This window comes from Thermovibrio ammonificans HB-1 (assembly GCF_000185805.1).
Taxonomy (GTDB): domain Bacteria; phylum Aquificota; class Aquificia; order Desulfurobacteriales; family Desulfurobacteriaceae; genus Thermovibrio; species Thermovibrio ammonificans.
Genome location: NC_014926.1, coordinates 401,023 through 423,522, shown reverse-complemented (window position 1 = coordinate 423,522; position 22,500 = coordinate 401,023). Strand labels below are relative to the sequence as shown.

Here is a 22,500-nt window from a genome sequence, read left to right as displayed (position 1 = left end):
GATACAATTCAACCACTATGAAGAGAATATATGCAGCGGCGGTAGGGTTAACACTAACGCTGTTTCTCTTTGCCTGCGGAGTGGTTCAAACGTCGCCGTTCGGGGAGCGCTCGCTCATACTCATCCCCACCTCACAAGAGGTGGCCATCGGCAGGGCCGCGGCCCTCCAGATTGAGCGGCGCTCAAAGATGTGTAAAGACCCGGTAATAAACGGCTACGTAAACTGGGTGGGCCAGAGGATAGCCGCAGTATGCGGCAGACACGACATAGAGTTCCACTACAAAGTAATCGAAAGCCCGGAGCTCAACGCCTTCTCCCTGCCTGGAGGGTGGGTATACATCTACACCGGGCTACTGAAACACCTGAAGGACGAAGCAGACCTTGCCTTCGTTTTAGGCCACGAAACGGGCCACATAGTGGGAAGACACGCAATAAGGAGGCTCCAGCTCATCTACGGGATAAACCTGCTGCTGAGCCTCACCCTGGGAGGCAAGAACCTCAGCCCCATAGAGGAAGAGGTTTTGAAGGTCCTCTACCAGATAGTTATCGCCGGCTACTCCCGAAAGGAGGAGTTTGAAGCCGACGCAATGGGGGCCTACTTTACCGGAAAGGCCGGCTGGAACCCGGTAGCCTCGGTGGAGACCATTCAGATACTCGACTCCTTAATGAAGTTCAAACCGTCGGGGGTGACGGAGCTCTTCATGGACCACCCCACGAACAAAAAGAGGATAGCCAACTTGGAAAGGTGGATAAGGACGTTCCCCAAGTCGTGGTTGAGGCAGCCCTTCAACGCCGAACGCTACAGGGAGAAGGTGTTAAGGAGGTTAAATGGAAAAGGAGGAGATATTAAAAGAAGGCAAGCGAGTACTGAGGGAGGAGGCAGAAACCCTCGGTCGGCTGGCAGAGCGGCTTAACGGCGAGTTCGTTAAGGCCGTTGAGCTCCTTGCCTCAACCAGGGGGAGGGTGGTCCTTACGGGAGTTGGGAAGTCGGGTCTGGTGTGTAAGAAGATAGCGGCAACGCTTGCAAGTACTGGAACTCCCGCCTTCTTCCTCCACCCGACAGACGCCGCCCACGGCGACCTGGGGATGCTAAAGGGAGAAGACACGGTAATAGCCGTTTCAAACAGCGGGGAAACTGCCGAGCTCCTCTCCATCATCCCGCTTATAAAGAGCTTCGGCATACCTGTAATAGCGATAACAAGCAACCCCGAGTCTACGCTGGCCAAGGTGGCAGACGTTACCATAAACCTCGGGGTAGAGAAGGAGGCGTGCCCCCTGAACCTTGCCCCCACCTCCTCAACAACCGCAACCCTTGCCCTGGGCGACGCCCTTGCGGCCGCCCTGGTAAAGGTTAAAGGCTTTACAAGCGAAGACTTTGCAAGGCTCCACCCGGGCGGTAAGCTGGGCGTAAGGCTGGCCCGGGTAAAAGAGCTCATGCACAAGGGAGGCGAGGTGCCCCAAGTTCCCCCCGAGGCAACCCTCAAAGAGGCGATAATAGAGATGTCGGCCAAGAAGCTCGGGGCAACGCTGGTTAAAGACGGTGAGAGGCTGCTCGGAATATTCACAGACGGCGACCTGCGCCGCGCCCTCGAAAGGGGAGCAGACCTCAACACTCCAATAAAGGAGATAATGACCGAAAACCCGAAAACAATAAGGGAAGACGCCTTCGGTGAGGAGGCCTTAAGGCTGATGGAGCTTCACAAGATAACGGTCCTGCCGGTTGTAGACGGCGAGGGCAGGGTAACGGGCATAGTCCACCTCCACGACATTCTCGGGAGGAGAATCCTCAAAACTTGAATAAAAGCCACTAAGAATTCAAAATTTTTGGTAAAATCCAAAACAAGACTATTATTTATCGGAGGATAAAGATGGCCAGGGGAAGGAAAGCGGGAAAAAGAGCGAACAAAACGGTAAAACTCTCCATTCCAAAAAGGCTCTACTACATCCTTTACGGGGTTGCAGGCAACAACGAACAGAAACTTAACAAGCTTATTAGGACCATAATCGAGGAGAAACTCGCCACCTCTTCGGTAGCAGAGCTTACAGAGCTTATAGAGTCCGGCAAGAAGGAGAAGGAAGAGAAGGCAGAAGCCGAAGAGTAACTACAGCTCAACCCCCAAAGACTCCAGAAGGGCCCTCCCCTTGTGGAGGGTTTCCCTATACTCCCTCTCCGGCCGAGAGTCTGCAACAATCCCCGCACCCACCTGAAGGTAAGCCCTGTTCCCCTTCAGAATCAGGGTTCTTATCACTATGTTGAAATCGGCCTCACCGTTGAACCCCAAGTAGCCCACAGAGCCGGTGTAGAGGTTCCGCCAGGTGGGCTCAAGCTGGGCTATTATCTCCATCGTTCTAATCTTGGGAGCCCCCGTTATGGTTCCTCCGGGGAAAAGAGCAACAAGGGCCTCAATCGGCGAAACGTCCTCCCTCAGGATTCCGCGAACGTTTGATACTATGTGGGTCACGTGGGAGTAGCGCTCGGGAACCATAAGCTCATCTACCTCAACGGTTCCGTAACGGCAGACCCTCCCGAGGTCGTTACGCTCAAGGTCTACAAGCATAACGTGTTCGGCCCGCTCCTTTTCCGAGAGAAACAGCTCCCGCTCAAGGGCCCTGTCCTCCTCTTCCGTTCTGCCCCGCCGCCTGGTGCCGGCTATTGGCCTGGTTTGGGCGAGGCGCCCCTCCAGCTTAAGGAGGCGCTCGGGGGAGCAGGAGACGGCAGTAAACCCGCCGAGCTCAAAGTAGAAGGCAAAGGGAGAGGGGTTTATGCTCCTTAAACGGCTGTAAAGGGCCACGGGGTCGCCTTCAAAGAGGAGGTCTATCCGCTGAGAGAAGTTCACCTGGAAGGTGTCTCCTGCGGCTATAAACTCCTTTATGCGGTTCACCGCCCAGTAGAAGTACTCCCTGTCCATGTTAAAGCCCAAAAGGCGCGACGAGTAACTGCCGCAGTAGTCGGGGAGCTCTTTCAGCTCCGGCAGAGGCCCTTCAAGGGAAACGCCGTAGAGTTTCCTCTTAACGTTGTCGAAGATGAGGAGCTGCTTGGGGAGTATGAAGTGGAGCTCGGGCATGCCGATGTCGTTAACGAAGGGGGTGGGAAGCTCCTCTATGAAGCGGTTTGCGTCGTAGGTTACGTAACCGAAAAGCCCGAAAGGTAAGTCACCTGCGGAGTAACGCTCCTTCAGGGCGAAAAAGAGGCGGTTGAGCTTCTCAAAGGCGGCAGGGTCACCGGCAAGGCGCAGCTCCTCCTCACACTCTAAACAGATAAAGGAGTAACGCCCAGTTTTGGGGTTAACCTGAGCCGAATCGAGGAACAGCCTAACGGGGTATCCCCTCTCCTTCAGCCAGAGGAACACCTTAAACGGGTCTGCAAAGGGAAGGTCGAAAACTCTCACGGCCTCCTCCTTGTAAGCTGCTCAAAATATAGTAGTGCCTTTGGCTATTTGCTATCATTCCCAATTACACGATTCAGGAGGAAGGCTATGAAGCTCTCCGGAGCAGAAATCCTTTTAAGGGCCTTAGAGCTTGAAGGCGTTGAGAAGATATTCGGATACCCGGGAGGAGCCGTATTAGACATATACGACAGGCTCCCCTTCTCGCCGATAAAACACTACCTAACCCGCCACGAACAGGGAGCCGCCCACGCAGCAGACGGTTACGCAAGGGTAACCGGTAAAGTGGGCGTCTGCTTTGCCACAAGCGGCCCGGGGGCAACAAACCTCGTAACCGGGCTTGCAACAGCTCAAATAGACTCGGTTCCGGTTGTAGCCTTTACAGGGAACGTTCCCACCTACATGATAGGCAACGACGCATTCCAGGAAGTTGACACGGTTGGCATAACCAGGCCGATAACGAAGCATAACTTTCTCGTAAAAGATGTTAAAGAGCTTGCCGATACCGTTAAGAAGGCCTTTTACATAGCCAGAACCGGAAGACCCGGCGTTGTTCTCGTAGACCTTCCCAAAGACGTAACGAGGGAGCTTGCAGACTTCTTCGAAGAGGAGTACAAAAGCCCTGTTCAGATAAGGAGTTACAAGCCGGTCCTTAAAGGCCACCCGGGCCAGATAAAGCGGGCGGCTAAAGCCATAGCCTCCGCCGAAAGGCCGGTTCTCTACATTGGGGGAGGTACCGTCTCGTCGGGGGCGGCAGACCTCGTTGTAAAGCTGGCGGAAGTGGCCAACATCCCGATGGTTGCCACCCTCATGGGCCTCACCGCAGTCCCCGGCGACCACCCGTTCTTCCTCGGCATGCTGGGCATGCACGGTACGTACGCCGCCAACATGGCCGTTCAGGAGTGCGACCTGCTCATAGCGGTGGGGGCACGCTTCGACGACAGGGTTACCGGGAAGCTCTCGGAGTTTGCACCCAACGCAAAGGTTATCCACATAGACATAGACAGCGCCGAGATAGGCAAGAACAGGGCTGTAGACATTCCGATAGTAGGCGATGCCAAACTGGTTCTGGAAGAGCTCCTTCCGGAAGTTGAAAAGCAGGTTGCCAAAAACAGGGAGTTTTACGGAGTTAGGGAGAAGTGGATAGTTAAGGTTCGCAGCTGGGCAGAGCGCTACCCCCTGTGGTACGAGCCGAGCGACAGGGTTATCAAGCCCCAGTTTGTAATCGAGAAAATCTGGGAAGTCACAAAGGGAGAGGCGATAATCACAACCGACGTGGGCCAGCACCAGATGTGGACGGCCCAGTTCTACAAGTTCCGCTTCCCCAGGCAGCTTGTAACCTCCGGTGGTTTGGGAACTATGGGATTCGGTCTTCCGGCAGCCGTTGGGGCAAAGGTGGGAAGGCCCGACAAAACCGTTTTCTGCATCTCGGGAGACGGCTCATTCCAGATGAACATGCAGGAGGTTGTAACCGCCGTCCACTACAACATCCCGATAAAGGTTGCCATAATAAACAACAGCTTCCTCGGAATGGTCCGCCAGTGGCAGGGAATCTTCTACGACAGGAACTACTCCCAGGTTCACTTAGACGTCCAGCCCGACTTTGTGAGGCTCGTTGAGGCAATGGGCGCCGTTGGCCTGCGTGCCGAAAGGCCCCAGGAGGTTGAAGAGGTTCTAAAAGAGGCCATGGCGATAAACGACCGCCCGGTAGTTATAGACTTTATAGTAGACAGGGAAGAGGACGTCTTCCCGATGGTTCCGCCCGGCGGAGCACTCCACGAGATGATACTACCCGACTACGGCAAGAAGAAAGCCAAGAAAGCGGTTTAAGGGGAAGCCATGGACAGGAAAGAGGAGCGCAAGCACGTTATAAGCGTTTTGGTTGAGAACCAGCCCGGAGCCCTCGCCCGGATAATAGAGCTCTTCAGCTCCAGGGGCTACAACATAGAGAGCTTGAACGTAGGGCAGACCGAGGACCCTACAATCTCCCGTATTACGATGGTTGCAAAGGGAGATGAGCACACGATAGAGCAGATAGTCAAGCAGCTCAGGCGGATAATAGACGTATTCAAGGTGAGAGACCTTACAGATAAGAAGAAGCTCGATAGAGAGCTTCTGATAGTAAGGGTAAACGCCGAAAAGAGCGAGAAAAAGGAGGAGATAAAAAGGCTGGTGGAGATATTCGGGGCCCAAATCGTCGACGTTTCCCACGACACCTACACAGTTGAGCTCACCGGAGACGAAGACCAAGTAGACGCCTTCCTCCAGCTCATAAAGCCCTTAGGCATCAGGGAGATGGCAAGAACCGGAAGGGTTGCAATGGTTAGAGCCCTTCAGGGCGACACATTCGGAGACTAAAACTTAAAAGGAGGTTCAAATATGGCAAAAATCTACTACGACGAGGACGCAAGCCTCGAATACTTAAACGGCAAAACGGTGGCCATCCTGGGCTACGGTAGCCAGGGCCACGCCCACGCTTTAAACCTCAGGGACAGCGGCGTAAACGTTGTAATCGGCTTAAGGCCCGGGAAGTCTGCAGAGAAGGCCAAGAAGGACGGGTTCGAGGTTTTAACCCCCGAGGAGGCGGCAAAGAGGGCCGACGTTATCATGTTCCTCCTCCCCGACCCGGTTCAGAAGAAGGTTTACGAGGAAGCGGTTAAGCCCAACCTTGAGCCCGGTAAGGCACTTGCCTTTGCCCACGGCTTTAACATCCACTTTAACCAGATTGTTCCCCCGGAAGATGTAGACGTGTTTATGGTGGCTCCCAAAGGCCCCGGACACCTGGTTCGCTGGACCTACCTTGAGGGAGCGGGAGTTCCGGCCCTTGTTGCGGTTCACCAGGACGCAACCGGTAAAGCAAAGGAGATTGCCCTCGCCTACGCCAAAGGCATCGGCGCAACAAGGGCTGGCGTGATAGAGACAACCTTTAAAGAGGAGACCGAAACCGACCTCTTCGGAGAGCAGGCCGTTCTGTGCGGCGGAGCCTCCGCCCTTGTAAAGGCAGGCTTCGAGACCCTTGTAGAGGCCGGCTACCAGCCCGAAGTTGCCTACTTTGAGTGCCTCCACGAGCTGAAACTCATAGTGGACCTCATGTACCAGCACGGCCTTGCCGGCATGCGCTACTCCATCTCCGACACTGCTGAGTACGGAGACTACACCCGCGGCCCGAGGGTAATAGACGAGCACGTTAAGGAGAACATGAAGAAAATCCTCAAAGAGATTCAGACCGGAGAGTTCGCAAGGGAGTTTGTCCTCGAGGCCCAGGCAAACTACCCGGTTCTCAACGCCTACAGGAAGATAGAGGCCGAGCACCCGATAGAGAAGGTTGGCAAGAAGCTCAGGGAGATGATGCCCTTCCTCAAACAGCAGAAGAAGGAGCTCAAGTAACCGAAGGGGGGTTATCCCCCCTTTTTAAACTCGGCGGCGTAGAGCTCCTCTGCTCTCTTCCTGAAACCTTCTGCAAGGATGTTGAGCCCCTTTTCCTCCAAATCCTTAGATATCTCCTCGTAAACGGCCGCAGCCTCTAAGAACCTGCCGAGCTTCTCGTAACTCTCCGCAAGGGCCTTCTTAACAAAGGTGTCTTTCGGGTTCTCTTCAAGGTAGGGAAGGGCAAACTCTATGAGCTCTTCGAACTTACCGTCGGCAAGGAGCTTGGCAACAACCGCTTGAGGCGTAGAGCTTCTCAGGGAACGCCTGCGCAGGAAGAGAACCGCAACTCCCAAGGCCAACAGGGCTCCAAAGCCGTAAAGGAGCTTCCTTGCAGGAAGGTGAAAGCTCCCCTCCCGCTCCGGGGTTTTCCCGGAGGGAAGGCTTTTAGGAGCGGAAGGTTCGGGGGTTTCAACCCGGGCGGTTCCGTTTACCTGCGGAGGTTTGGAAGTTTCAGAAGTTTTCGGTTTAGCTTCAGAACCTTTAGAAGCCTTCTCGTTTAAGGGTATAAAAGTGACAAGTTTAACCGAAGGGCGAAGCTCTGTAGCGTTTACGGTTTTTACCTCTTTTTTCGGAGGCTCACCTGCCAGCTCTACAATCCCCTTCGGGTAAAACCGCACAAGGGTCACGTAGTAGCTGTCCACCCTTTGGGGAATGTGGGCGGAGCGGCAGAACTCAAGGGCCTTCTTGTAGGAACTAAAGAAGCCCACCCTTACCTTATACCGCCCTCCCCTCAAAACAATCCTGGCCCCGGGAAGGTCTTTAACCTTTTCAAAAACCCAAAGGGCCTCCTCCTTCTTCAGGAAAGAGCCAACTTGAACGGTGTAAACCCTGCTTCCCGGAGGGGGGAGCTTCAACTGAGCTCCCAAAGCCCCCGCCGCAAACAGAAGGAAGAGCAAAAAAGGGATGAGCCTTCTCACTTCTTCATCTCTTTCTTTAAAGTTTTAACCTCAAGCTCAAGGTCGTGAATGAGGTTGAGCATCTCCTTAAGGGTCTCCATAACCGGGTCGGGGAGCTTCCCGTGCTCAAGGTCAACTTTTGTGGGCTTAATCCCCTCCCGCTTTACAACTTTCCCCGGAATTCCCACAACGGTAGAGTTGGGAGGAACGTCTTTCACAACCACTGAATTGGCCCCGATTTTACAGTTATCGCCAATTTTAACAGGTCCGAGAACCTTGGCCCCCGCCCCTATAACAACATTGTTACCAACGGTGGGATGCCTCTTCCCCTTCTTGGTACTCGTTCCCCCCAGGGTTACCTGGTGGTACAGGGTAACGTCGTCGCCTATCTCGGTTGTTTCGCCTATAACAACTCCCATACCGTGGTCTATAAAGAAGCGCCTGCCTATCTTGGCGCCGGGGTGAATCTCTATACCGGTAAGCCACCGGGAGAAGTGGGAAACAAGCCTCGCAAGGAGCTTCAAATCCCTACACCAGAGCCAGTGGGCAACCCTGTGGAGCCAGATTGCGTGGAGTCCCGGGTAACACAGCAGCACCTCCAAAACGCTCCGTGCGGCCGGGTCCCTTTCAAAAACCGTTTTAATATCCTCGCGAAGCCTTTTAAACATAACTGCTCCCTTGTGCTAAAATAGCAGAGTTAGAACGAGGGGAGGTGTCTATGCCTGACTCCTGCGGGAAAAAGTATAAAAAATACGGCCAGGTGGCCAAACTCTTCGAAGTCCTCTCAAACCCCATAAGGATAGGCATCATCGTCTCTCTTGCCGAAGGCCCCAAAAGACCCAAGGAGATAAGAGAAGAGCTGGGAGTTCCCCAACCGCTGCTCTCTCAACACGCAACAATCCTGAGGGAGATGGGGATAATAGAGAAAACCGACAAGTTCAACGTAAAATCTCCCTGTAGGCTGAAGGATAAAAAGGTCCTGGAAATACTCAAAGCCGCAGGAGTGGCCCTACCTGATTTTCAGCAGACTCAGGGAGACAAGGGCGAGGATAATTGAGACTATCCAGAACCTAACAGTAATCTTCGGCTCCTTCCACCCCTTCTTCTCAAAGTGATGGTGAAGCGGAGCCATCTTAAAGACCCTCTTCCCTTCACCGTAGAGGCGCTTCGTGAGCTTAAAAACGAACCGCTGAATAATAACCGACATGGTCTCCACAACGAAAATGCCTCCCGCAATGGCCAGAACAAACTCCTGCTTGGTCAGGAGGGCAACCGTTCCAAGGAGGGCACCTAAAGAGAGAGCGCCCACATCTCCCATAAACACTTCCGCCGGGTAAGCGTTGAACCACAGGAAGGCCAAGGAGGCCCCTATAACGGCGGCACAAACAACTGTAAGCTCTCCGGCCCCGGGAACGTAGGGCAGCTGCAGGTAAGTTGCCAGCCTGTAGTTACCCACAACGTAGGAGAAAATGAGGAAAACGAAGCTGGTGGTTATAACGGGTCCTATGGCAAGGCCGTCGAGGCCGTCGGTTAAGTTAACGGCGTTTGAAGTGCCGACAATTATGAAAACCGCCCAGGGGATAAAGAGGAGTCCCAAATCTACGTGAAGCTCCTTAAAAACCGGGAAGTACAAAACGGTAGAGAAACCGCTCTTGTAGAGGAAAAGGGCAACAGCCGTTGCGGCGGCCAGCTGCGAGAGGAACTTTGCCCTCTCGGATATCCCCTCGGGCCTTTTCAGCTTGGCCTTCACGAAGTCGTCTACAAAGCCTATAAGCCCGAAGGTAAGAACAACGAAAACGGTTACCCAAACGAAAGGGTTCTCCAGGTTGCTCCACAGTAGGACCGCAAGCAGCAGTGAAACTATGATGAGTATGCCGCCCATAGTGGGGATTTCGCTCTTCCCCTTATGGCCTTCGGGCATGTACTCCTTTATGGTCTGCTTGAACTGAAAGTCCTTCAGGAAGCGTTCAAAGTAAGGGTAGAGGTAAAAGCCCAGGAACATGGCGGTTATGGCCGCGTAGATGCTCCTAAAAGTTATGTACTTGAACAGGTTTACACCTAAGAGCTTGTAGAAAAGCAGGTAGAGCATTTCACCTCTCCAGCTTAACGTCTAAGAAGTCCCTTAAGCCGTCTCCCAACAGGTTAAAGGCTATTACAACTGCGGAGATTGCAAAGCCCGGCGCCAGCACCCACGGGTAGGCAGAGAGAACGTGAACGTTACTCGCCTCAGATAGCATATTTCCCCAGGAGGGAATCGGCTCCTGGATTCCCAGTCCTATAAGGCTCAAAGCTGCTTCTCCCAGTATGTAGCCGGGAATACTCAAAGTGGCTGCAATTATAACGTAGGAGAGGGTATTCGGTATAACGTGCCTTAATATTACGTACAGGTGGGAAGCGCCCAGAACCCTTGCGGCCTTCACGAAGTCGCTCTCCCTTATCGAAAGGACCATTCCCCTTATAACCCTTGCAAGGCCGGCCCAGCCTATAAGGGAGAGAATGGCCACTATGATTATGAAAACGAGGTAGCTGGGGATATCTATGGGGAACATGGAGCGGAGGGCAAGCATTAAGTAGAAGGCGGGGAAGGCCATGAGAAGCTCCACAAACCGCATCGTAACCGTATCTACAACGCCGCCGAAGTAACCGGAAACGGCACCTATAAGAACCCCGAGGGTGAAGGATATTAAAACGCCTATGAGGCCCACCGTAAGGGAGATTCTCGTTCCGTAGAGCAGCCTCGAGAAGATGTCCCTGCCCAAACGGTCGGTCCCCAGGAGGAATATGTGGGCATCGCCCTTAACGCCGAACAGGTGGTAGTCGGTTTTGAAAAGACCGAACAGGTAGTGGGGCTCTCCCTTAACGAAGAAGTAAATGGGGTAGCGCTTTGAGTAGTCGGTGGTGTAGGTTTTGTTAACCGGGTCTACGAGCCTGTGCTTATAGACAAAGGGCCTAAGGTGGAAGTGCCCTTCTCTGTCTATGAAGTGAATGGGAGTGGGAGGCTGGTAGGGGTGGTGCCTGAACTGAACGTCGTAAGGGTACGGGGCTATAAAGTCGGCAAAGAGGGCAACAAAGTAGAGGAGAGCGAGGAAAACCAGGGAGTACACGGCAGCCGGACTCTTAAGGTAAAGGCCAGAAATGAAAGCTCTGAGCTTAGCGAGCAACTCTTCCCTCCACCTCACGCTCCCTGATTCTCGGGTCGTTCAGGGCAAGGAGGAGGTCGGCTATAAGGTTGCCGATAACCAGCATTATACCCCCGATATAGAGGGAACCCATAACAACGAAGAGGTCCTGAGCCATTACGGCCTCGAACATGAGCCGCCCCATACCGGGCCAGGCGGTTATGATTTCCACAAGGGCAGCACCCGAAAGCAGGCCGGCAATATCAAAACCTATAAGGGTAAGAAACGGGTTGAGGGCGTTTCTGAAGGCGTGCTTCAGAACTACCCTCCTGTAGGGAAGGCCCTTGGCAATCGCCACCTTCACGTAGTCTTTCCCGAGCTCCTCTAAAACGGTACTCCTCACGAGCCTCAGGAGGCCGGCGATGCTCCCTACAACGAGAACAGTTAGGGGGATTGCCATATGCCAGAGCCTATCGAGAATTTTACCGTACCAGGGGAGCTGACTGTAGTTCTGGGAGACAACCCCTCCTATGGGAAAGAGGCCTGTTTTAGCGGCAAAGAACATAAGCAGAAAGGCGAGGAAGAAGTTCGGAACGGAGATTCCAAAGAGCGAAAAGAGGGTTATGGCCCTGTCGAGGAGCTTCCCCCTGTAAACGGCCGCAACTATCCCGAGGGGAACCGCAAGGAGCCAGGAGAGAACGAAGGAGGTAACGGTAAGCTCCAAGGTATTAAGGAGTCTCTCCTCTATGAGGGAGAGGACCGGCTTGTGGTAGGCGAAGGAGTAGCCGAGGTTGAAAACAAGGGCGTTCTTTAGCCAGTGGAGGTACTGAACGAAGATGTTCTGGTCGAGGCCGTAGAGGCGGCGAAGCTCCTGAATGGTCTCCTTAGAGTAGGAGGGGTTAAGCTCCAGCCTCGTAAGGAAGTCTCCGGGGGCGAGCTTTATCACAACGAACGAGATAAAGGTCATCCCTATAACGAGGGGAACCATCTGAAGGAGGCGCTTCAGAAGGTAGCGGAGCATCCTTTAAAGCCGCTCAAACTCTGTAATTACCTGATTTCCGCAGCGGAAAACCCTCTTTATCTTGAAGCGTTTTACGGCACTCAAGGTTTTAAAGCCCTCTCCGGAAACGAGGGAGGGAACGTCGTCGCCGCCGACAATCACGGGCAGGTGGATGAGCCTTATCTCGTCTACAAGGTCGTTTTTTATGAGCTCCCAGTTGACCGCGCTGCCGCCTTCAACCATGAGCTTCTCTATACCCCGCTCCTTCAAGAGCTTCAAAAGCAACGGAAACTCAATTTTCTCCTTTCCGGCAACCAGAACTTCGGCCCCCCTCTCCTTAAAAGCCTCTACCTTCTCCTTGGGAGCCCTCTCCGATACGGCGATAATAGTGGGGGCAACCTCGGTGTTCAAAACGTTGGCATCGAGGGGAATGTCGCCGGTTGAGGTGGGGATAACGCGGATAGGGTTCTTCCCCTCAACGTAGCGCACCGTAAGGTTGGGGTTATCTATCCTCACCGTGTTGGCGCCCACCATTATGCCGTCGCACTCAGCCCTAACGGCGTGGAGGTAACGGTTTGCCTCATCGTCCATGAGCTTCATTATCTCCTTGCTGGACACCCCTTTGGCAAGGGTGAGCTTCCCGTCTATGGTCACTTCCGAAACTATCAGAACGTAAGGCCTTTCCATCTTATACCTCGTAGTGGTCTCCGTAGCGTTTGTAGAGGTAGTAGAGCCTGTGGACAAAGGAGAGGAGCGACATTACGGCAATAAACTCTATTCCGTAGGTGAGTGCCTTGTGGTAGAAGGGGTAAATGAGGGAGGAAACCACAAGAACAATAAGGGTTTCGGGCCTGCCGAAAAAGCCGGTACTCTCAAGGGGGTCTTTAATCTTGCCCGTTGTCCGCTCCTGGTAGCCTATCTCGGCGTAGGCAACGGGCTTTATGAAGGTGTGGAGCATGGTGGCCACAACGGCCAGAAGTGCAACCCAGTCGCTTGCGTACCTGAGGGCAACAGCACCCAGAACAAAACCGTCTACCCACTTATCGGCCAGCCAGTCGAAAACGGCGCCGAACTTAGTGGCCTTTTTATTGTTAACGGCAACGTAGCCGTCGCACAGGTCGAAAAGGCCCGAAGAGAGCAAGAGGAAGGCCCCGACAACCGGGTGACCCGTGTAGTAGAGGAAAGCGGCCAGCGTTCCCGTGATAACGGCTGCAAGAGTTATAAGGTTTGGGGAAACGTTTGCCTTGGCAAGCAGCCACCCAAAAGGGGAGTATAGTTTTTTAAGGGTATCCCTCTTACTGGTTATGTTCATTTAGCTTCTCCCGATACTTTCGTAGGTGCAGTACTTCCTCATAAGGGTAGGATTCCAGAGGTTCCTACCGTCGATAACAACTTTTCCCCTAAGTTTATCAAAGTCAACCTCTTTGAACTGGGGCCACTCTGTAACAAGGATTAGGGCGTCGGCTCCCTCGAGGGCCGAGTACATGTCGGAGGTGAAAATGAGGCGTTGAGGGTGGGTGTGAAGCTCCTTCTCAAAAACCCGCCTGGCGTTCTCAACGGCAACAGGGTCGTAGGCCTTAACGGTTGCACCCCGGGCAAGGAGCTCCCTGATTATGGGAATGGAGGGAGCTTCCCTCATATCGTCGGTCTCCGGCTTGAAGGCAAGGCCCCAAACGGCAACGGTCCTGCCCTCAAGGTCGGGGATGTGCTTTAAGAGCTTCTCAACCGGCCTGAGCTTCTGCCTCTCGTTCACCTCTATAACCGATTCAAGGAGTCGGGGCTCTTCGCCCACAGACTTAGCCGTGTGGATAAGGGCCTTTACATCCTTAGGGAAACAGCTGCCGCCGAAGCCACAGCCGGCCCTGAGGAAGTGGGGGCTTATCCGGTGGTCCAATCCCATTCCCCTGGCGACAACGGTAACATCGGCCCCCAGTTTCTCACAGACGTTGGCAATCTCGTTTATGAACGAGATTTTCGTAGCCAGAAAGGCGTTCGAAGCGTACTTTATCATCTCGGCCGTAGGGAGGTCTGTAATGAGAATGGGGGGCTGAAGGGGCTCGTACAGAGAAGCAACGAGGCCCGCAACCTCCCTGTTGTCGGCACCTACAACTACCCTGTCGGGGTTCATAAAGTCCTCAACGGCTTTCCCCTCCCGGAGGAACTCCGGGTTTGAAACCACTTCGAACCGCTTCTCGGGCTCCTTTACGCCCTTTTCCCTAAGCAGGCCGGCTATAAACTCCTTTGCCCACCTGCCGGTTCCCACGGGAACGGTAGATTTATTCACTATCACCTTAAAGTCGTCGCCGTCTATAAACTCGGCTATGCTACGGTAGGCGCTCTCTACGTAGGAGAGGTCTGCAGAGCCGTCCTCCCGGGAGGGGGTTCCAACGGCTATGAAGATGTAATCGGCGTTCTTAACGGCGTAGCTGTAGTCGGTTGTAAACTCTATATTGCCGTCTTCTATCGCCTTCTTGAGTATCCTGTCGAGCCCGGGCTCGTAGATAGGAACCTCTCCCCTTTTGAGTCGCTCTATTTTGTTTGTATCCACATCGAGGCCTATAACTCTGTGGCCCAAGTAGGCAAAACAGGCTCCGGACACAAGCCCCACGTAACCTGTACCTATAACGGCTATGCGTTTTCCCTTCAACACCTTGCAGCCTCCCTAAGTGCTAAACCGTAAAGTAGTCCTACCTCACTGACCGTCAAACGCTCCTTCCCGAAAAGCTCACAGAACACCTTAAAGAAAGCAAGGCCGGGAATTATCACGTCGGCCCTGTTCTCCTCCAGGCCAACAACCTTCTTACGCTCCTCTACGGGAAGAGAGGCGAGCTTAGAGTACCACTTATCAATCATCCGAGACGTTACCGTGTAGCCGTGAACAACGTCTGCCCTGTAAACGGTCATCTCCTCTTCCATCGCAACAACGGAGGTTATGGTTCCGCCAACGGCGAAAACGGTAAAGTCCGAGCCGCCTATAACCTCCCTTATCGGCAGGAGCTCCTCCCTTATGAAGGACTCCATGGCGCGAAGCTCCTCGGCGGTGGGCGGGTCGCCCTTTAAAAACTTCTCGTAGAGGAAAACAACTCCGAATTTAAGGCTTTTAAGGAACTTAACCTCCGAAGGAGTCCCGTAAACAACCTCAGTGCTGCCGCCCCCAAGGTCTACCGTCATTGCCCTGCCCGAGGGGGAGAAAACCTTCATATTGGCGGCAAATACGAGCTCCGCCTCTTCCCGGTCACTGAGAATCTCTATCTGGAAGCCGAGCTCCCTAACGCGCCTTAAGAACTCCTCGGCGTTTTCGGCAAGCCTTGCGGCCTCGGTTGTTGCAACAACAACCCTTTCTGCCCCAAAGTCTTCAATGAGCTTTTTAAACTCCTTTAGGGTGGAAAGGGTCGCCTCTATGGCCTCCGATGAAAGCCTGCCGGTTTGCCTAACCCCCCTTCCGAGCCTGGTAACCCTTCCGGTTTTGAAAAGCGGCTTTATGCTCCCCCCTTCAACATCGGCTATGAGAAGCCGGGTTGAGTTCGTTCCCACATCGATGGTGGCTATCCTCAAGCCTTTCCCTCCCGCTATAATTGATTGCCAATTTTAACAAGCGGGCGGAAGATGTTTACAGGACTCGTTGAAGAAGTGGGAGAAGTGGTTCGGTTCGGAAGGAGCTCAAAGGGGGGAACCCTCCTGGTAGAGGCTCCGCTCTGCTCCCAGGGGACAAAGCTCGGCGACAGCATAGCCGTTAACGGAGTGTGCCTTACGGTAACGAAGGTAGAAGGAAACAGGCTGGAGTTCTTCGTTTCGCCAGAGACCTTAAAGCGTTCAAACCTTTCGCAGCTGAGGCCCGGCTTCCGGGTGAACCTCGAGAGGGCATTGAAGTTAGGAGACCGCCTCGGCGGCCACCTACTCTTAGGTCACGTAGATACAACAACGAAGATAGAGGGGATAAGGAGGGAGGGAGACAGCTTCCTGTTCCTCTTCAAACTCCCCAGGAGCTTCAGCCACCTGTTGGTTGAGAAAGGCTCTATCGGCATAGACGGCATCAGCCTCACCGTTGCGGGCCTGTTCCCAACTACCTTCTCAGTTGCGGTGATTCCCCACACCCTAAACAACACGAACCTGAAGTTCAGAAAGCCCGGAGAAACTGTAAACCTTGAGTTCGACGTAATAGGGAAGTACGTGGTGAGGCTTACAGAAACGGGAAGGTTAAAAGGGGGGACAACGCCCCCGGGAACTACTCCTCAACTTCTACTGTAACGTCTTCGCTGTGCCAGAGGCCGTGGAGGTTACAGTAGGCGTGAGCGGTTAAGGTTGTTGTCTCCTCGAGCTTAATCTTGAAAACTACTTCGGAAGCGGCCCTCTCGGGCTCAAGGTCTGCCCTTCCTGCAAGGAAGTCACCGGCCCACAGGGAGATGTGCTCAATCCAGTGCTCCTTGGTGTTGGGGTGGGGAATGTCCTTCCCTACAACAACCCTTACCTCGAACCACTCTCCCTTCTTAACCTTTGCGGGAGCTTCAATAACAGGTGTGTGCTTCCTCTTGCCTTCCGGCTCCGGTCCGTGAACCTTCATCCTTCCTCCTCCTATAAAGTGGTTTTATCTGAGCATTCCCTGGACGATAACGTCTACGGCCTCGTCTTCAGAGAGGCCCCTCGCCATCAGGGTTTCAAGCTGTTTCTTATCGATGCTGCCGATAGCGGCCTCGTGGGTCACCTTTGCAGTTTCGTCGTTAACAACTACAACGGGGACAGCCTTAACGGTTACGTCTTTACCCCTGATAATCTCGGAGCAGTCTATATGCCCCCTACACTTGGGGCCGTTACCGTAAGTCTCGCCTACGAAAGTGGCCTTTGTCTGGTCTACGGCGATTATCCTGCTCTTTGAGATGCCGCGGGATTCTTCACCCTCAAGGTGGATAACGTCTTCAACGTATATTTCGTCGTCCTTCTTCCCAATCATCTTGGTTTCAAAAACGGCAACGCCCTTCTTATCCACCTTGGCTCTAAGGACTATCCGCACCCTACCGGCACGGCCGCGGGTCTGTTTGAAGACAGAGCGGAAGTAGGCGTTCTCACCTACGTAGGCCTCGGTTTCGGTCTCCAGCTCCACAAAGGTCTCCTCGCCGTTGTAGTGGAGGTCGAGAAACTCAAAGCGAGCGTTCTTCTCAACCCGCACCTTCAGCTTGTTCTTGTGCTTCAGCTTTATCCCCTCGGCCATGGCGCCGTAAACCTGGAACTTTACGTCGGCCCCTTCGCCTACAACAATTTCGCCCTCGGTCGTTTGAACCTCGGTTGTTTCTGCGGCGCCAAAGCAGAGGGTAACGGGCTCTTCGAGCTTCGTGCCCGGCTCAACGTAGACCTTCGTTTTCACCCCTGTAGGGGTTTCAACAACTTCGGAGCGAACTCCGGGAGCCGGGTAGCGAACAACGACTTTGTTCCTGTCTACAAGGAGGTTAAACCTGTTCTTCTCGAAGAGCTCCCTGGGAAGCCCTATCTGAATGAACTTCCTACTAATCGTATCTAAAAGTTTCTTGGTTTCGGTGGCCATTACTCACCTCCAACAAGCTCGGGGTTACGAACCTCACACTTAACGCACATGTTCTTGAACTTACCGCCGACCTCTTTGGGGTCGCCGGTTTGAACCACCTTACCGTCGCACATGAGGGTCGCCCTGTCGGCGATTTCGGCTATCTCCTCCCGGTGGGTAATCATTAGAACCGTTGTTCCCCGGTCTCTCATAGTGCGAATCATGTTGGCTATGTCTTCCATAGAGGCAAAGTCTATTCCGGAGTCGGGCTCATCGAGGACGGCAAGCTCAGGCCTCATGGCCAGAACGGAGGCAAGCTCAACCCTCTTCCTCTCCCCGCCGGAGAGGGTATCGTCTACGAAGCGGTTAAGGTAGGAACAGTCGAGCCCTACAAGTTCAAGACACTCAACAACGTCAAGGTCGGGGTTGTTCCTGCCGGAGAGCTTCAGGTACTCCTCTACGGTAATGCCTTCAAACCTTGCGGGCTCCTGCCAGGCAAGGGTAACTCCGAGTTTTGCCCTCTCGGATATCTCAAGGCCGTTGAGGAGTTTATCTTTAAACACGATTTCTCCGGAATCGGGCTCTTTAAGGTCGTTTATCCCCATGATAAGGCTGGCAAGGGTAGACTTACCGGCTCCGTTGGGGCCGAGAACGGCGTGAATCTCTCCCTTGTTTACAACGAGGTTTACCCCTTTGAGAATGGGCCTTCCGTCTATGGTAAGCTTAACGTCGTTAACCGTGAGAATCGGCTCCATCGCTTCCTCCACCGTTAGTTAATCTTAATCTTAAGAGCTTCCCAACGGACTGTCAACCTCTACCTCTATCTTAATGGTAACCATTCTTATTTTTCTTTCGCCACCCCCTCAAACCAAGTATAAATTAGGACCAACACAGAAAGGAGCGTGGGAGAATGAAGCTCATCATCGTCGGTGCCGGCGAGGTCGGCAGGGAGCTGCTGAAAAGGCTCCAGAAAGAGTGGGAGATTGCCGTAATAGACCAAGACGCCGAAAAGCTCACCCGGGTCGTGGAGCTACTCGACTCCGAGTCCCTCAACAGGGTGATACTCCTGCAGGGAGACGGAACGAGCAAGCTGATGCTGAAAAAGGCCGGTATAGAGCAGGCAACGGCCTTCGCCGCCTGCACCGGAGACGACGAAGTGAACCTTGAGGCGTGCAGAATAGCCAAGGAGTTCAACGTTCCCAGCATATTCGCCGTTTCAAACAGCACTGAGAACGACCCCTTGTACGAACAAGAAGGGGTGAACTACGTAAACAAAGCGGCGGCAACGGCCTCCATCCTTGAAAGGCAGATAGAGTCGGGGGTTGTGATACCCACAAACATAGGCCTGGGGCAGGGGGAGATTATGGAGGTGGCCGTTATGCCCACCTCCATAATAGCCGGCTACCCGGTCGGGAAGTTCTCCTCCAAGAGGTGGCGGATAGTGGCCATCTTTAGGGGCGACAAGCTCATACTCCCCAGGCCGAGAACTGTCGTTAAACCGGGCGACAGGGTCCTGATAGTGGGAGACCCGAAAATCCTCAAGTACATAGCGGGGCTTATAAAGTCGGGAGAGCCCCAGTTCCCCCTACAGTTCGGAGTGGAGGAGGTGGTATTCCTCCCCAACTACAGGGAGGAGGTTGTAAAGGACGCCCTCTTCTTCTTCCGGAACACGAAGCTCCAGAAGGTAAGGCTCTACACCTGCAACGGAGGGGAAAGGGCAAAAGAGGCGTTCGAGCAGCTTAAAGTAAGCGAGCTCAAGTTCAAGAAGCTCAAGCTCTGCGAGAAGGAGTTCTTCCAGGAGATAAAAGAGGAGAGCTTCGGCCTCATCACAATGCCCGACAAGTACAGGGAGACCCCCCTCTTCTTCGGGATAAAAACGCTCCCCATTTTAGTTGCCGAAGAGACCCTATCCCCCGTTCTCATAGCCAGGGGAACAACGCCGGTAGAGCGGATACTGGTTCCCGTATCGGGCTCCTTTAGCGGCCTCAGGGCCCTGGAGGTGGCAATAGAGCTCTCCATAATGTGGCAGGCAAACATCACCGCCCTCTTCGTAACGCCGTCCGAGAACGACTCGAGAGTTCAGCCCCTCAGAGAACGGGTGGCCAAAATCTCGGGGCTCTACAGGGTCTCCATAGAGTTCAAACACAGGGTAGGAAACCCGGTTAACGAGTTCGCGAAGGAGAGCAAGAACTACCAGCTATCGGTAATCGGGGCGAGAAAGGGAAGGAAAACCAACTGGTTCAACCCCTACCCTCCCTACCACATGGTTCACAGGTCCAAGTGCAGTTCACTACTAATATGTGTAGGTGAGTAAGATGGAGAACTCCCTGCTTGCGATAATCCTTATAGCCGTAGGTATCCTCTTCGTTCCCTTCCTCAGCCGGGTTCTGAGGATACCGGTATCGGTGGGAGAGATACTCTACGGCGTAGTAATCGGCAAGTCGCTGCTGAACCTCGTTCACCACTCCCAGTGGCTCAACTTCCTCTCAACCTTCGGCTTCCTCTTACTGATGTTCATAGCGGGCCTCGAGGTGAAACTGAAAGAGATTGCCTCCCTGCCGCTAAAAACGCGCCTGCTATACACGGTCATACCGGTTCTCGTTTTCACAGTTGCCTTTGCAGGAACCCACTGGCTAAAGCTCAACGCTTTAACGGCAATAGCGATAGGGGCCATATCGGTCGGCATAGTGGTATCGGTTCTCAGGGAGAAGGGGCTACTCTCGACCCGCTACGGCAAAACCGTTTTCCTGGTAGGAATAGTAGGCGAAGTTATAAGTATCGCCCTGCTGACGCTCTTTTCCCTTTACACCGAGTTTGGCTTCAGTAGCGGTTTCTGGCTGGGGTTACTGAAGCTGGGAGTCTACCTGCTCGTTGCGCGGATTCTGCTGGTTTTCCTGAAGAGCATAGTCTGGTGGTTTCCCAACAAGTTCAAGTTCTTCTTCGAGAAGAACCCCTCGGAAATCGGGGTGAGGATAAGCCTTGCGGTTATGTTCATGCTCTCGGTTGCGGCGTCGCTCATAAACCTTGAACCGATTATAGGGGCATTCATTTCGGGCGTTATATTCGCCACGGTGTTTGAGGAGACCGAGAACATAGAGGAGAAGCTCTCCGGCATCAGCTTCGGCTTCCTAATACCTATATTTTTCATATACGTGGGGATAAACTTTAAAATGCCCCACCTGTCGCTCCACCTGCTCCAGCTGCTCGGAGTTTTAGTAGCCCTAAGCTTCACGGCAAAAATCCTGCCGTCGCTGCTGCTAAAACTTGAAGGGTTCACACTGAGGGAGTCTGTAGGAGCCGGAGCACTGCTGTCTGCGCCGCTGACCCTGGTTATTGTTACGGCGGAGCTCGGGACGAAGCTGAAGGTCATAGACCACCACACAGAGAACCTGCTGATACTCCTCGCAATAGTAACCGGCATACTTGCACCGGTTCTCTTTAACCTACTGGTTAAAGGGGAAGGGAGTGAAAGTAGCAATAGTTGACGGCTACGTAGATGAGCCCACCTGCCTGGGCGTTCCCCCGTTTATATCGACCTACGTCCGCTACTGTGCCGGAGCTCTGGTTAAGGCAGGCATACCTCAGGAGGCGATTTACTACACAACCGTAGACCAGCTGCGAAGGGAACCGGAAAGGTGGGAAGCCCTCAAAGAGGCCGACGTCGTTTTGCTCATAACCGGAATGACCGTTCCGGGCCGCTACCTCGGCGGCAGGCCGATAACAAAGGAGGAGATAGAGCGAATAGGGGAGCTGCCCACCTACACGGCGATAGGCGGGCCGGTAAAGTTCGGCTTTACCCTAAAGGGGGGAACGAGGGCAGAGAGCCTAAACCTTGAGAGTTTCAACCTTTTCATATCGGGAGACCCCGAGCTTGCGGCATTCCACATCGGCAGGGCCCTTGTAGGGGGCGAAGCCCTGCCGGAAGGGGAGTTCACCCTTAAAAGGAGTGCCCGGTTCGTAGATGAGGTGGCCCCATTAGGGGCCTTCATAGTGAAGCAGCACTTTTACTACCCCTTTGTAATCTGCGAAGTGGAAACCTTTAGGGGGTGCGAGCGGAGACACCACTGCTCCTACTGTACCGAGGCTTTCTACGGCAAACCCGACGAGCGGAGCGTAGAGGGCATAGTTAAAGAGGTTGAAGCCCTATACGGAGAGGGGGTAAGGTACTTCAGAATCGGCCGTCAGCCCAACATACTGGGGTTCAAAGCCCTCCCCGCCGAGGGAGAGTTTCCAAAACCAAACCCAAAAGTTATAAGAGAGCTCTTCGAGAGGATAAGGTCGGTTGGAGAGATAAAGACCCTCCACATAGACAACGTAAACGCCGGAACGATAAAGGCCCACCCGGCAGAGAGCAGGGAAGCCCTTGAGGCAATTGCCCGGCTCGACACCGAAGGGGACGTTGCACCTTTCGGCCTTGAGAGCGCAGACCCGGAGGTGATAAGGAGGAACTTCCTGAAAGTTGACCCCGAGGGGATTAAGTTTGCGGTAAAGGTCGTTAACGAGGTGGGGGCCTTTAAGGAAAGGGAAAACGGCCTCTACAAGTTACTGCCGGGTATTAACTTCCTCGTAGGGCTGCCCGGGGAAACCAAGAAGACCTTTCAGAAGAACAGGGAGTTCCTTGAAGCGATACTGGACGAAGGCCTGCTTGTAAGGAGGGTGAACATACGGCAGGTGATGGTATTTGAGGGAACGCCCATAGCCGAGATGGTCAAAAGGGCAAAGACGAAACACCGCAGGGAGTTTGAAAAGTTCAAGGAGTGGGTAAGGGAGCAGTTCGACCTGCCCATGATGAGGCGGGTTTTCCCGGTGGGAACCGTAATAAGGGAGGTTCTGCTGGAGGCCCACGACGGAGGCCATACCCTCGGCAGGCAGATAGGGAGCTACCCGGTTCTCGTTAGGATTCCCGAGCAGCTGCCGCTCTTTAAAACGGTTAACGCCGTGGTTGTTGGCCACAGGGAGCGCTCTGTAATCGGGCTCCCTACGCCGCTGAACGTAAACGAGGCCAGCGTTAAGCTCCTCTCTTTCATACCAGGAATCTCAAGGAAAACGGCCTCGGACATCGTTCTCAGGAGGCCCTTTAAGAGTAAGGAGGAGCTTCTGAAGCTCTTCCCCCAGCTGGAAAGCTTCAAAGAGCACTTAACCGTTTAAAGTAGGG

24 protein-coding genes are annotated in these 22,500 nt (G+C 53.8%); 11 read left to right on the top strand and 13 right to left on the bottom strand.

The features are described 5' to 3' along the window. The first annotated feature begins 17 nt into the window (after positions 1-17). The 3 genes from THEAM_RS02395 (at position 18) to THEAM_RS02385 (ending at position 2,102) form a co-directional block, all read left to right on the top strand. Positions 18-914, top strand: coding sequence for a M48 family metallopeptidase (locus THEAM_RS02395; protein WP_013537223.1), 897 nt, complete (start codon positions 18-20; stop codon positions 912-914). Continuing rightward, on the top strand, positions 829-1,797 hold the full coding sequence (locus THEAM_RS02390) for a KpsF/GutQ family sugar-phosphate isomerase (RefSeq protein ID WP_041439380.1): 969 nt from the start codon (positions 829-831) through the stop codon (positions 1,795-1,797). The genes THEAM_RS02395 and THEAM_RS02390 overlap by 86 nt, the downstream gene beginning before the upstream one ends. 71 nt (positions 1,798-1,868) lie before the next feature. Then, on the top strand, positions 1,869-2,102 hold the full coding sequence (locus tag THEAM_RS02385) for a hypothetical protein (RefSeq protein ID WP_013537221.1): 234 nt from the start codon (positions 1,869-1,871) through the stop codon (positions 2,100-2,102). Here the strand turns inward: THEAM_RS02385 and THEAM_RS02380 are convergent, their stop codons facing one another. Next, the gene (locus THEAM_RS02380) at positions 2,103-3,389 is read right to left on the bottom strand and encodes an anthranilate synthase component I family protein (protein ID WP_013537220.1); all 1,287 of its coding nucleotides are present in this window, start codon (positions 3,387-3,389) and stop codon (positions 2,103-2,105) included. Positions 3,390-3,476: 87 nt separating this feature from the next. Between THEAM_RS02380 and ilvB the strand changes: the two genes are divergently transcribed. From ilvB to ilvC, 3 genes are read left to right on the top strand one after another with little or no spacing between them, the layout of a single operon-like run. Next, a complete protein-coding gene (ilvB, locus tag THEAM_RS02375) occupies positions 3,477-5,216 on the top strand; it encodes a biosynthetic-type acetolactate synthase large subunit (RefSeq protein WP_013537219.1) in 1,740 nt (579 codons plus the stop codon). A gap of 9 nt (positions 5,217-5,225) precedes the next feature. Beyond that, entirely contained in the window at positions 5,226-5,744 is a 519-nt protein-coding gene (ilvN, locus tag THEAM_RS02370; protein WP_013537218.1) for an acetolactate synthase small subunit, read from the top strand. 21 nt (positions 5,745-5,765) lie between these two features. Continuing rightward, complete coding sequence (gene ilvC, locus THEAM_RS02365) at positions 5,766-6,773, top strand: ketol-acid reductoisomerase (RefSeq protein WP_013537217.1); 1,008 nt, start codon at positions 5,766-5,768, stop codon at positions 6,771-6,773. 11 nt (positions 6,774-6,784) lie between these two features. Here ilvC and THEAM_RS02360 read toward each other — a convergent pair whose 3' ends face one another. Both THEAM_RS02360 and cysE read right to left on the bottom strand, forming a co-directional pair. Further along, positions 6,785-7,732, bottom strand: a complete 948-nt coding sequence (locus tag THEAM_RS02360; protein ID WP_013537216.1) for an SPOR domain-containing protein — start codon at positions 7,730-7,732, stop codon at positions 6,785-6,787. Then, positions 7,729-8,379, bottom strand: a complete 651-nt coding sequence (gene cysE / locus THEAM_RS02355) for a serine O-acetyltransferase (RefSeq protein WP_013537215.1) — start codon at positions 8,377-8,379, stop codon at positions 7,729-7,731. The genes THEAM_RS02360 and cysE overlap by 4 nt, the downstream gene beginning before the upstream one ends. A 50-nt stretch (positions 8,380-8,429) precedes the next feature. On the opposite strand from cysE, the gene THEAM_RS02350 reads away from it, so the two are divergent. Further along, complete coding sequence (locus THEAM_RS02350; RefSeq protein ID WP_013537214.1) at positions 8,430-8,768, top strand: ArsR/SmtB family transcription factor; 339 nt, start codon at positions 8,430-8,432, stop codon at positions 8,766-8,768. Here THEAM_RS02350 and mraY read toward each other — a convergent pair. Genes mraY through THEAM_RS02315 form a run of 7 tightly spaced genes read right to left on the bottom strand, consistent with a single transcriptional unit; the run spans position 8,721 to position 15,385 of the window. Further along, a complete protein-coding gene (gene mraY, locus THEAM_RS02345; protein ID WP_013537213.1) occupies positions 8,721-9,800 on the bottom strand; it encodes a phospho-N-acetylmuramoyl-pentapeptide-transferase in 1,080 nt (359 codons plus the stop codon). The two genes, THEAM_RS02350 and mraY, sit on opposite strands and share 48 nt — an antisense overlap. Position 9,801: 1 nt before the next feature. Next, complete coding sequence (locus THEAM_RS02340) at positions 9,802-10,872, bottom strand: ABC transporter permease (protein WP_013537212.1); 1,071 nt, start codon at positions 10,870-10,872, stop codon at positions 9,802-9,804. Continuing rightward, entirely contained in the window at positions 10,862-11,851 is a 990-nt protein-coding gene (locus THEAM_RS02335; RefSeq protein ID WP_013537211.1) for an ABC transporter permease, read from the bottom strand. The genes THEAM_RS02340 and THEAM_RS02335 overlap by 11 nt, the downstream gene beginning before the upstream one ends. A gap of 3 nt (positions 11,852-11,854) precedes the next feature. Next, entirely contained in the window at positions 11,855-12,517 is a 663-nt protein-coding gene (locus tag THEAM_RS02330; RefSeq protein WP_013537210.1) for a 2,5-diamino-6-(ribosylamino)-4(3H)-pyrimidinone 5'-phosphate reductase, read from the bottom strand. A 1-nt stretch (position 12,518) separates the two neighbouring features. Next, positions 12,519-13,142 carry a CDP-alcohol phosphatidyltransferase family protein gene (locus THEAM_RS02325; RefSeq protein ID WP_013537209.1) on the bottom strand — a complete coding sequence of 208 codons (624 nt, stop codon included), beginning with the start codon at positions 13,140-13,142 and terminating at the stop codon, positions 12,519-12,521. After that, the gene (locus THEAM_RS02320) at positions 13,143-14,480 is read right to left on the bottom strand and encodes a UDP-glucose dehydrogenase family protein (protein WP_013537208.1); all 1,338 of its coding nucleotides are present in this window, start codon (positions 14,478-14,480) and stop codon (positions 13,143-13,145) included. Beyond that, positions 14,474-15,385 (bottom strand): Ppx/GppA phosphatase family protein, encoded by a 912-nt coding sequence (locus THEAM_RS02315; protein WP_013537207.1) that lies wholly within the window; start codon positions 15,383-15,385, stop codon positions 14,474-14,476. The genes THEAM_RS02320 and THEAM_RS02315 overlap by 7 nt, the downstream gene beginning before the upstream one ends. A 51-nt stretch (positions 15,386-15,436) precedes the next feature. Between THEAM_RS02315 and THEAM_RS02310 the strand changes: the two genes are divergently transcribed. Further along, a complete protein-coding gene (locus THEAM_RS02310) occupies positions 15,437-16,078 on the top strand; it encodes a riboflavin synthase (RefSeq protein ID WP_013537206.1) in 642 nt (213 codons plus the stop codon). On the opposite strand, the gene THEAM_RS02305 is transcribed toward THEAM_RS02310, so the two are convergent. The 3 genes from THEAM_RS02305 to THEAM_RS02295 are packed head-to-tail and all read right to left on the bottom strand — an operon-like array spanning position 16,056 to position 18,100. Next, positions 16,056-16,391, bottom strand: a complete 336-nt coding sequence (locus tag THEAM_RS02305; RefSeq protein ID WP_013537205.1) for a class II SORL domain-containing protein — start codon at positions 16,389-16,391, stop codon at positions 16,056-16,058. The genes THEAM_RS02310 and THEAM_RS02305 overlap by 23 nt on opposite strands. A 24-nt stretch (positions 16,392-16,415) precedes the next feature. Beyond that, positions 16,416-17,366, bottom strand: coding sequence for a SufB/SufD family protein (locus THEAM_RS02300; RefSeq protein WP_013537204.1), 951 nt, complete (start codon positions 17,364-17,366; stop codon positions 16,416-16,418). Continuing rightward, positions 17,366-18,100 (bottom strand): ATP-binding cassette domain-containing protein, encoded by a 735-nt coding sequence (locus THEAM_RS02295; RefSeq protein WP_013537203.1) that lies wholly within the window; start codon positions 18,098-18,100, stop codon positions 17,366-17,368. Before THEAM_RS02295 ends, THEAM_RS02300 begins: the two co-directional genes overlap by 1 nt. A gap of 155 nt (positions 18,101-18,255) precedes the next feature. Between THEAM_RS02295 and THEAM_RS02290 the strand changes: the two genes are divergently transcribed. The 3 genes from THEAM_RS02290 to THEAM_RS02280 are packed head-to-tail and all read left to right on the top strand — an operon-like array spanning position 18,256 to position 22,493. Next, positions 18,256-19,659 carry an NAD-binding protein gene (locus tag THEAM_RS02290; protein ID WP_013537202.1) on the top strand — a complete coding sequence of 468 codons (1,404 nt, stop codon included), beginning with the start codon at positions 18,256-18,258 and terminating at the stop codon, positions 19,657-19,659. 1 nt (position 19,660) lies between these two features. Then, positions 19,661-20,830, top strand: coding sequence for a cation:proton antiporter (locus THEAM_RS02285; RefSeq protein ID WP_013537201.1), 1,170 nt, complete (start codon positions 19,661-19,663; stop codon positions 20,828-20,830). Then, positions 20,811-22,493 carry a radical SAM protein gene (locus THEAM_RS02280; protein WP_013537200.1) on the top strand — a complete coding sequence of 561 codons (1,683 nt, stop codon included), beginning with the start codon at positions 20,811-20,813 and terminating at the stop codon, positions 22,491-22,493. The genes THEAM_RS02285 and THEAM_RS02280 overlap by 20 nt, the downstream gene beginning before the upstream one ends. The last annotated feature ends 7 nt before the right edge of the window (positions 22,494-22,500 follow it).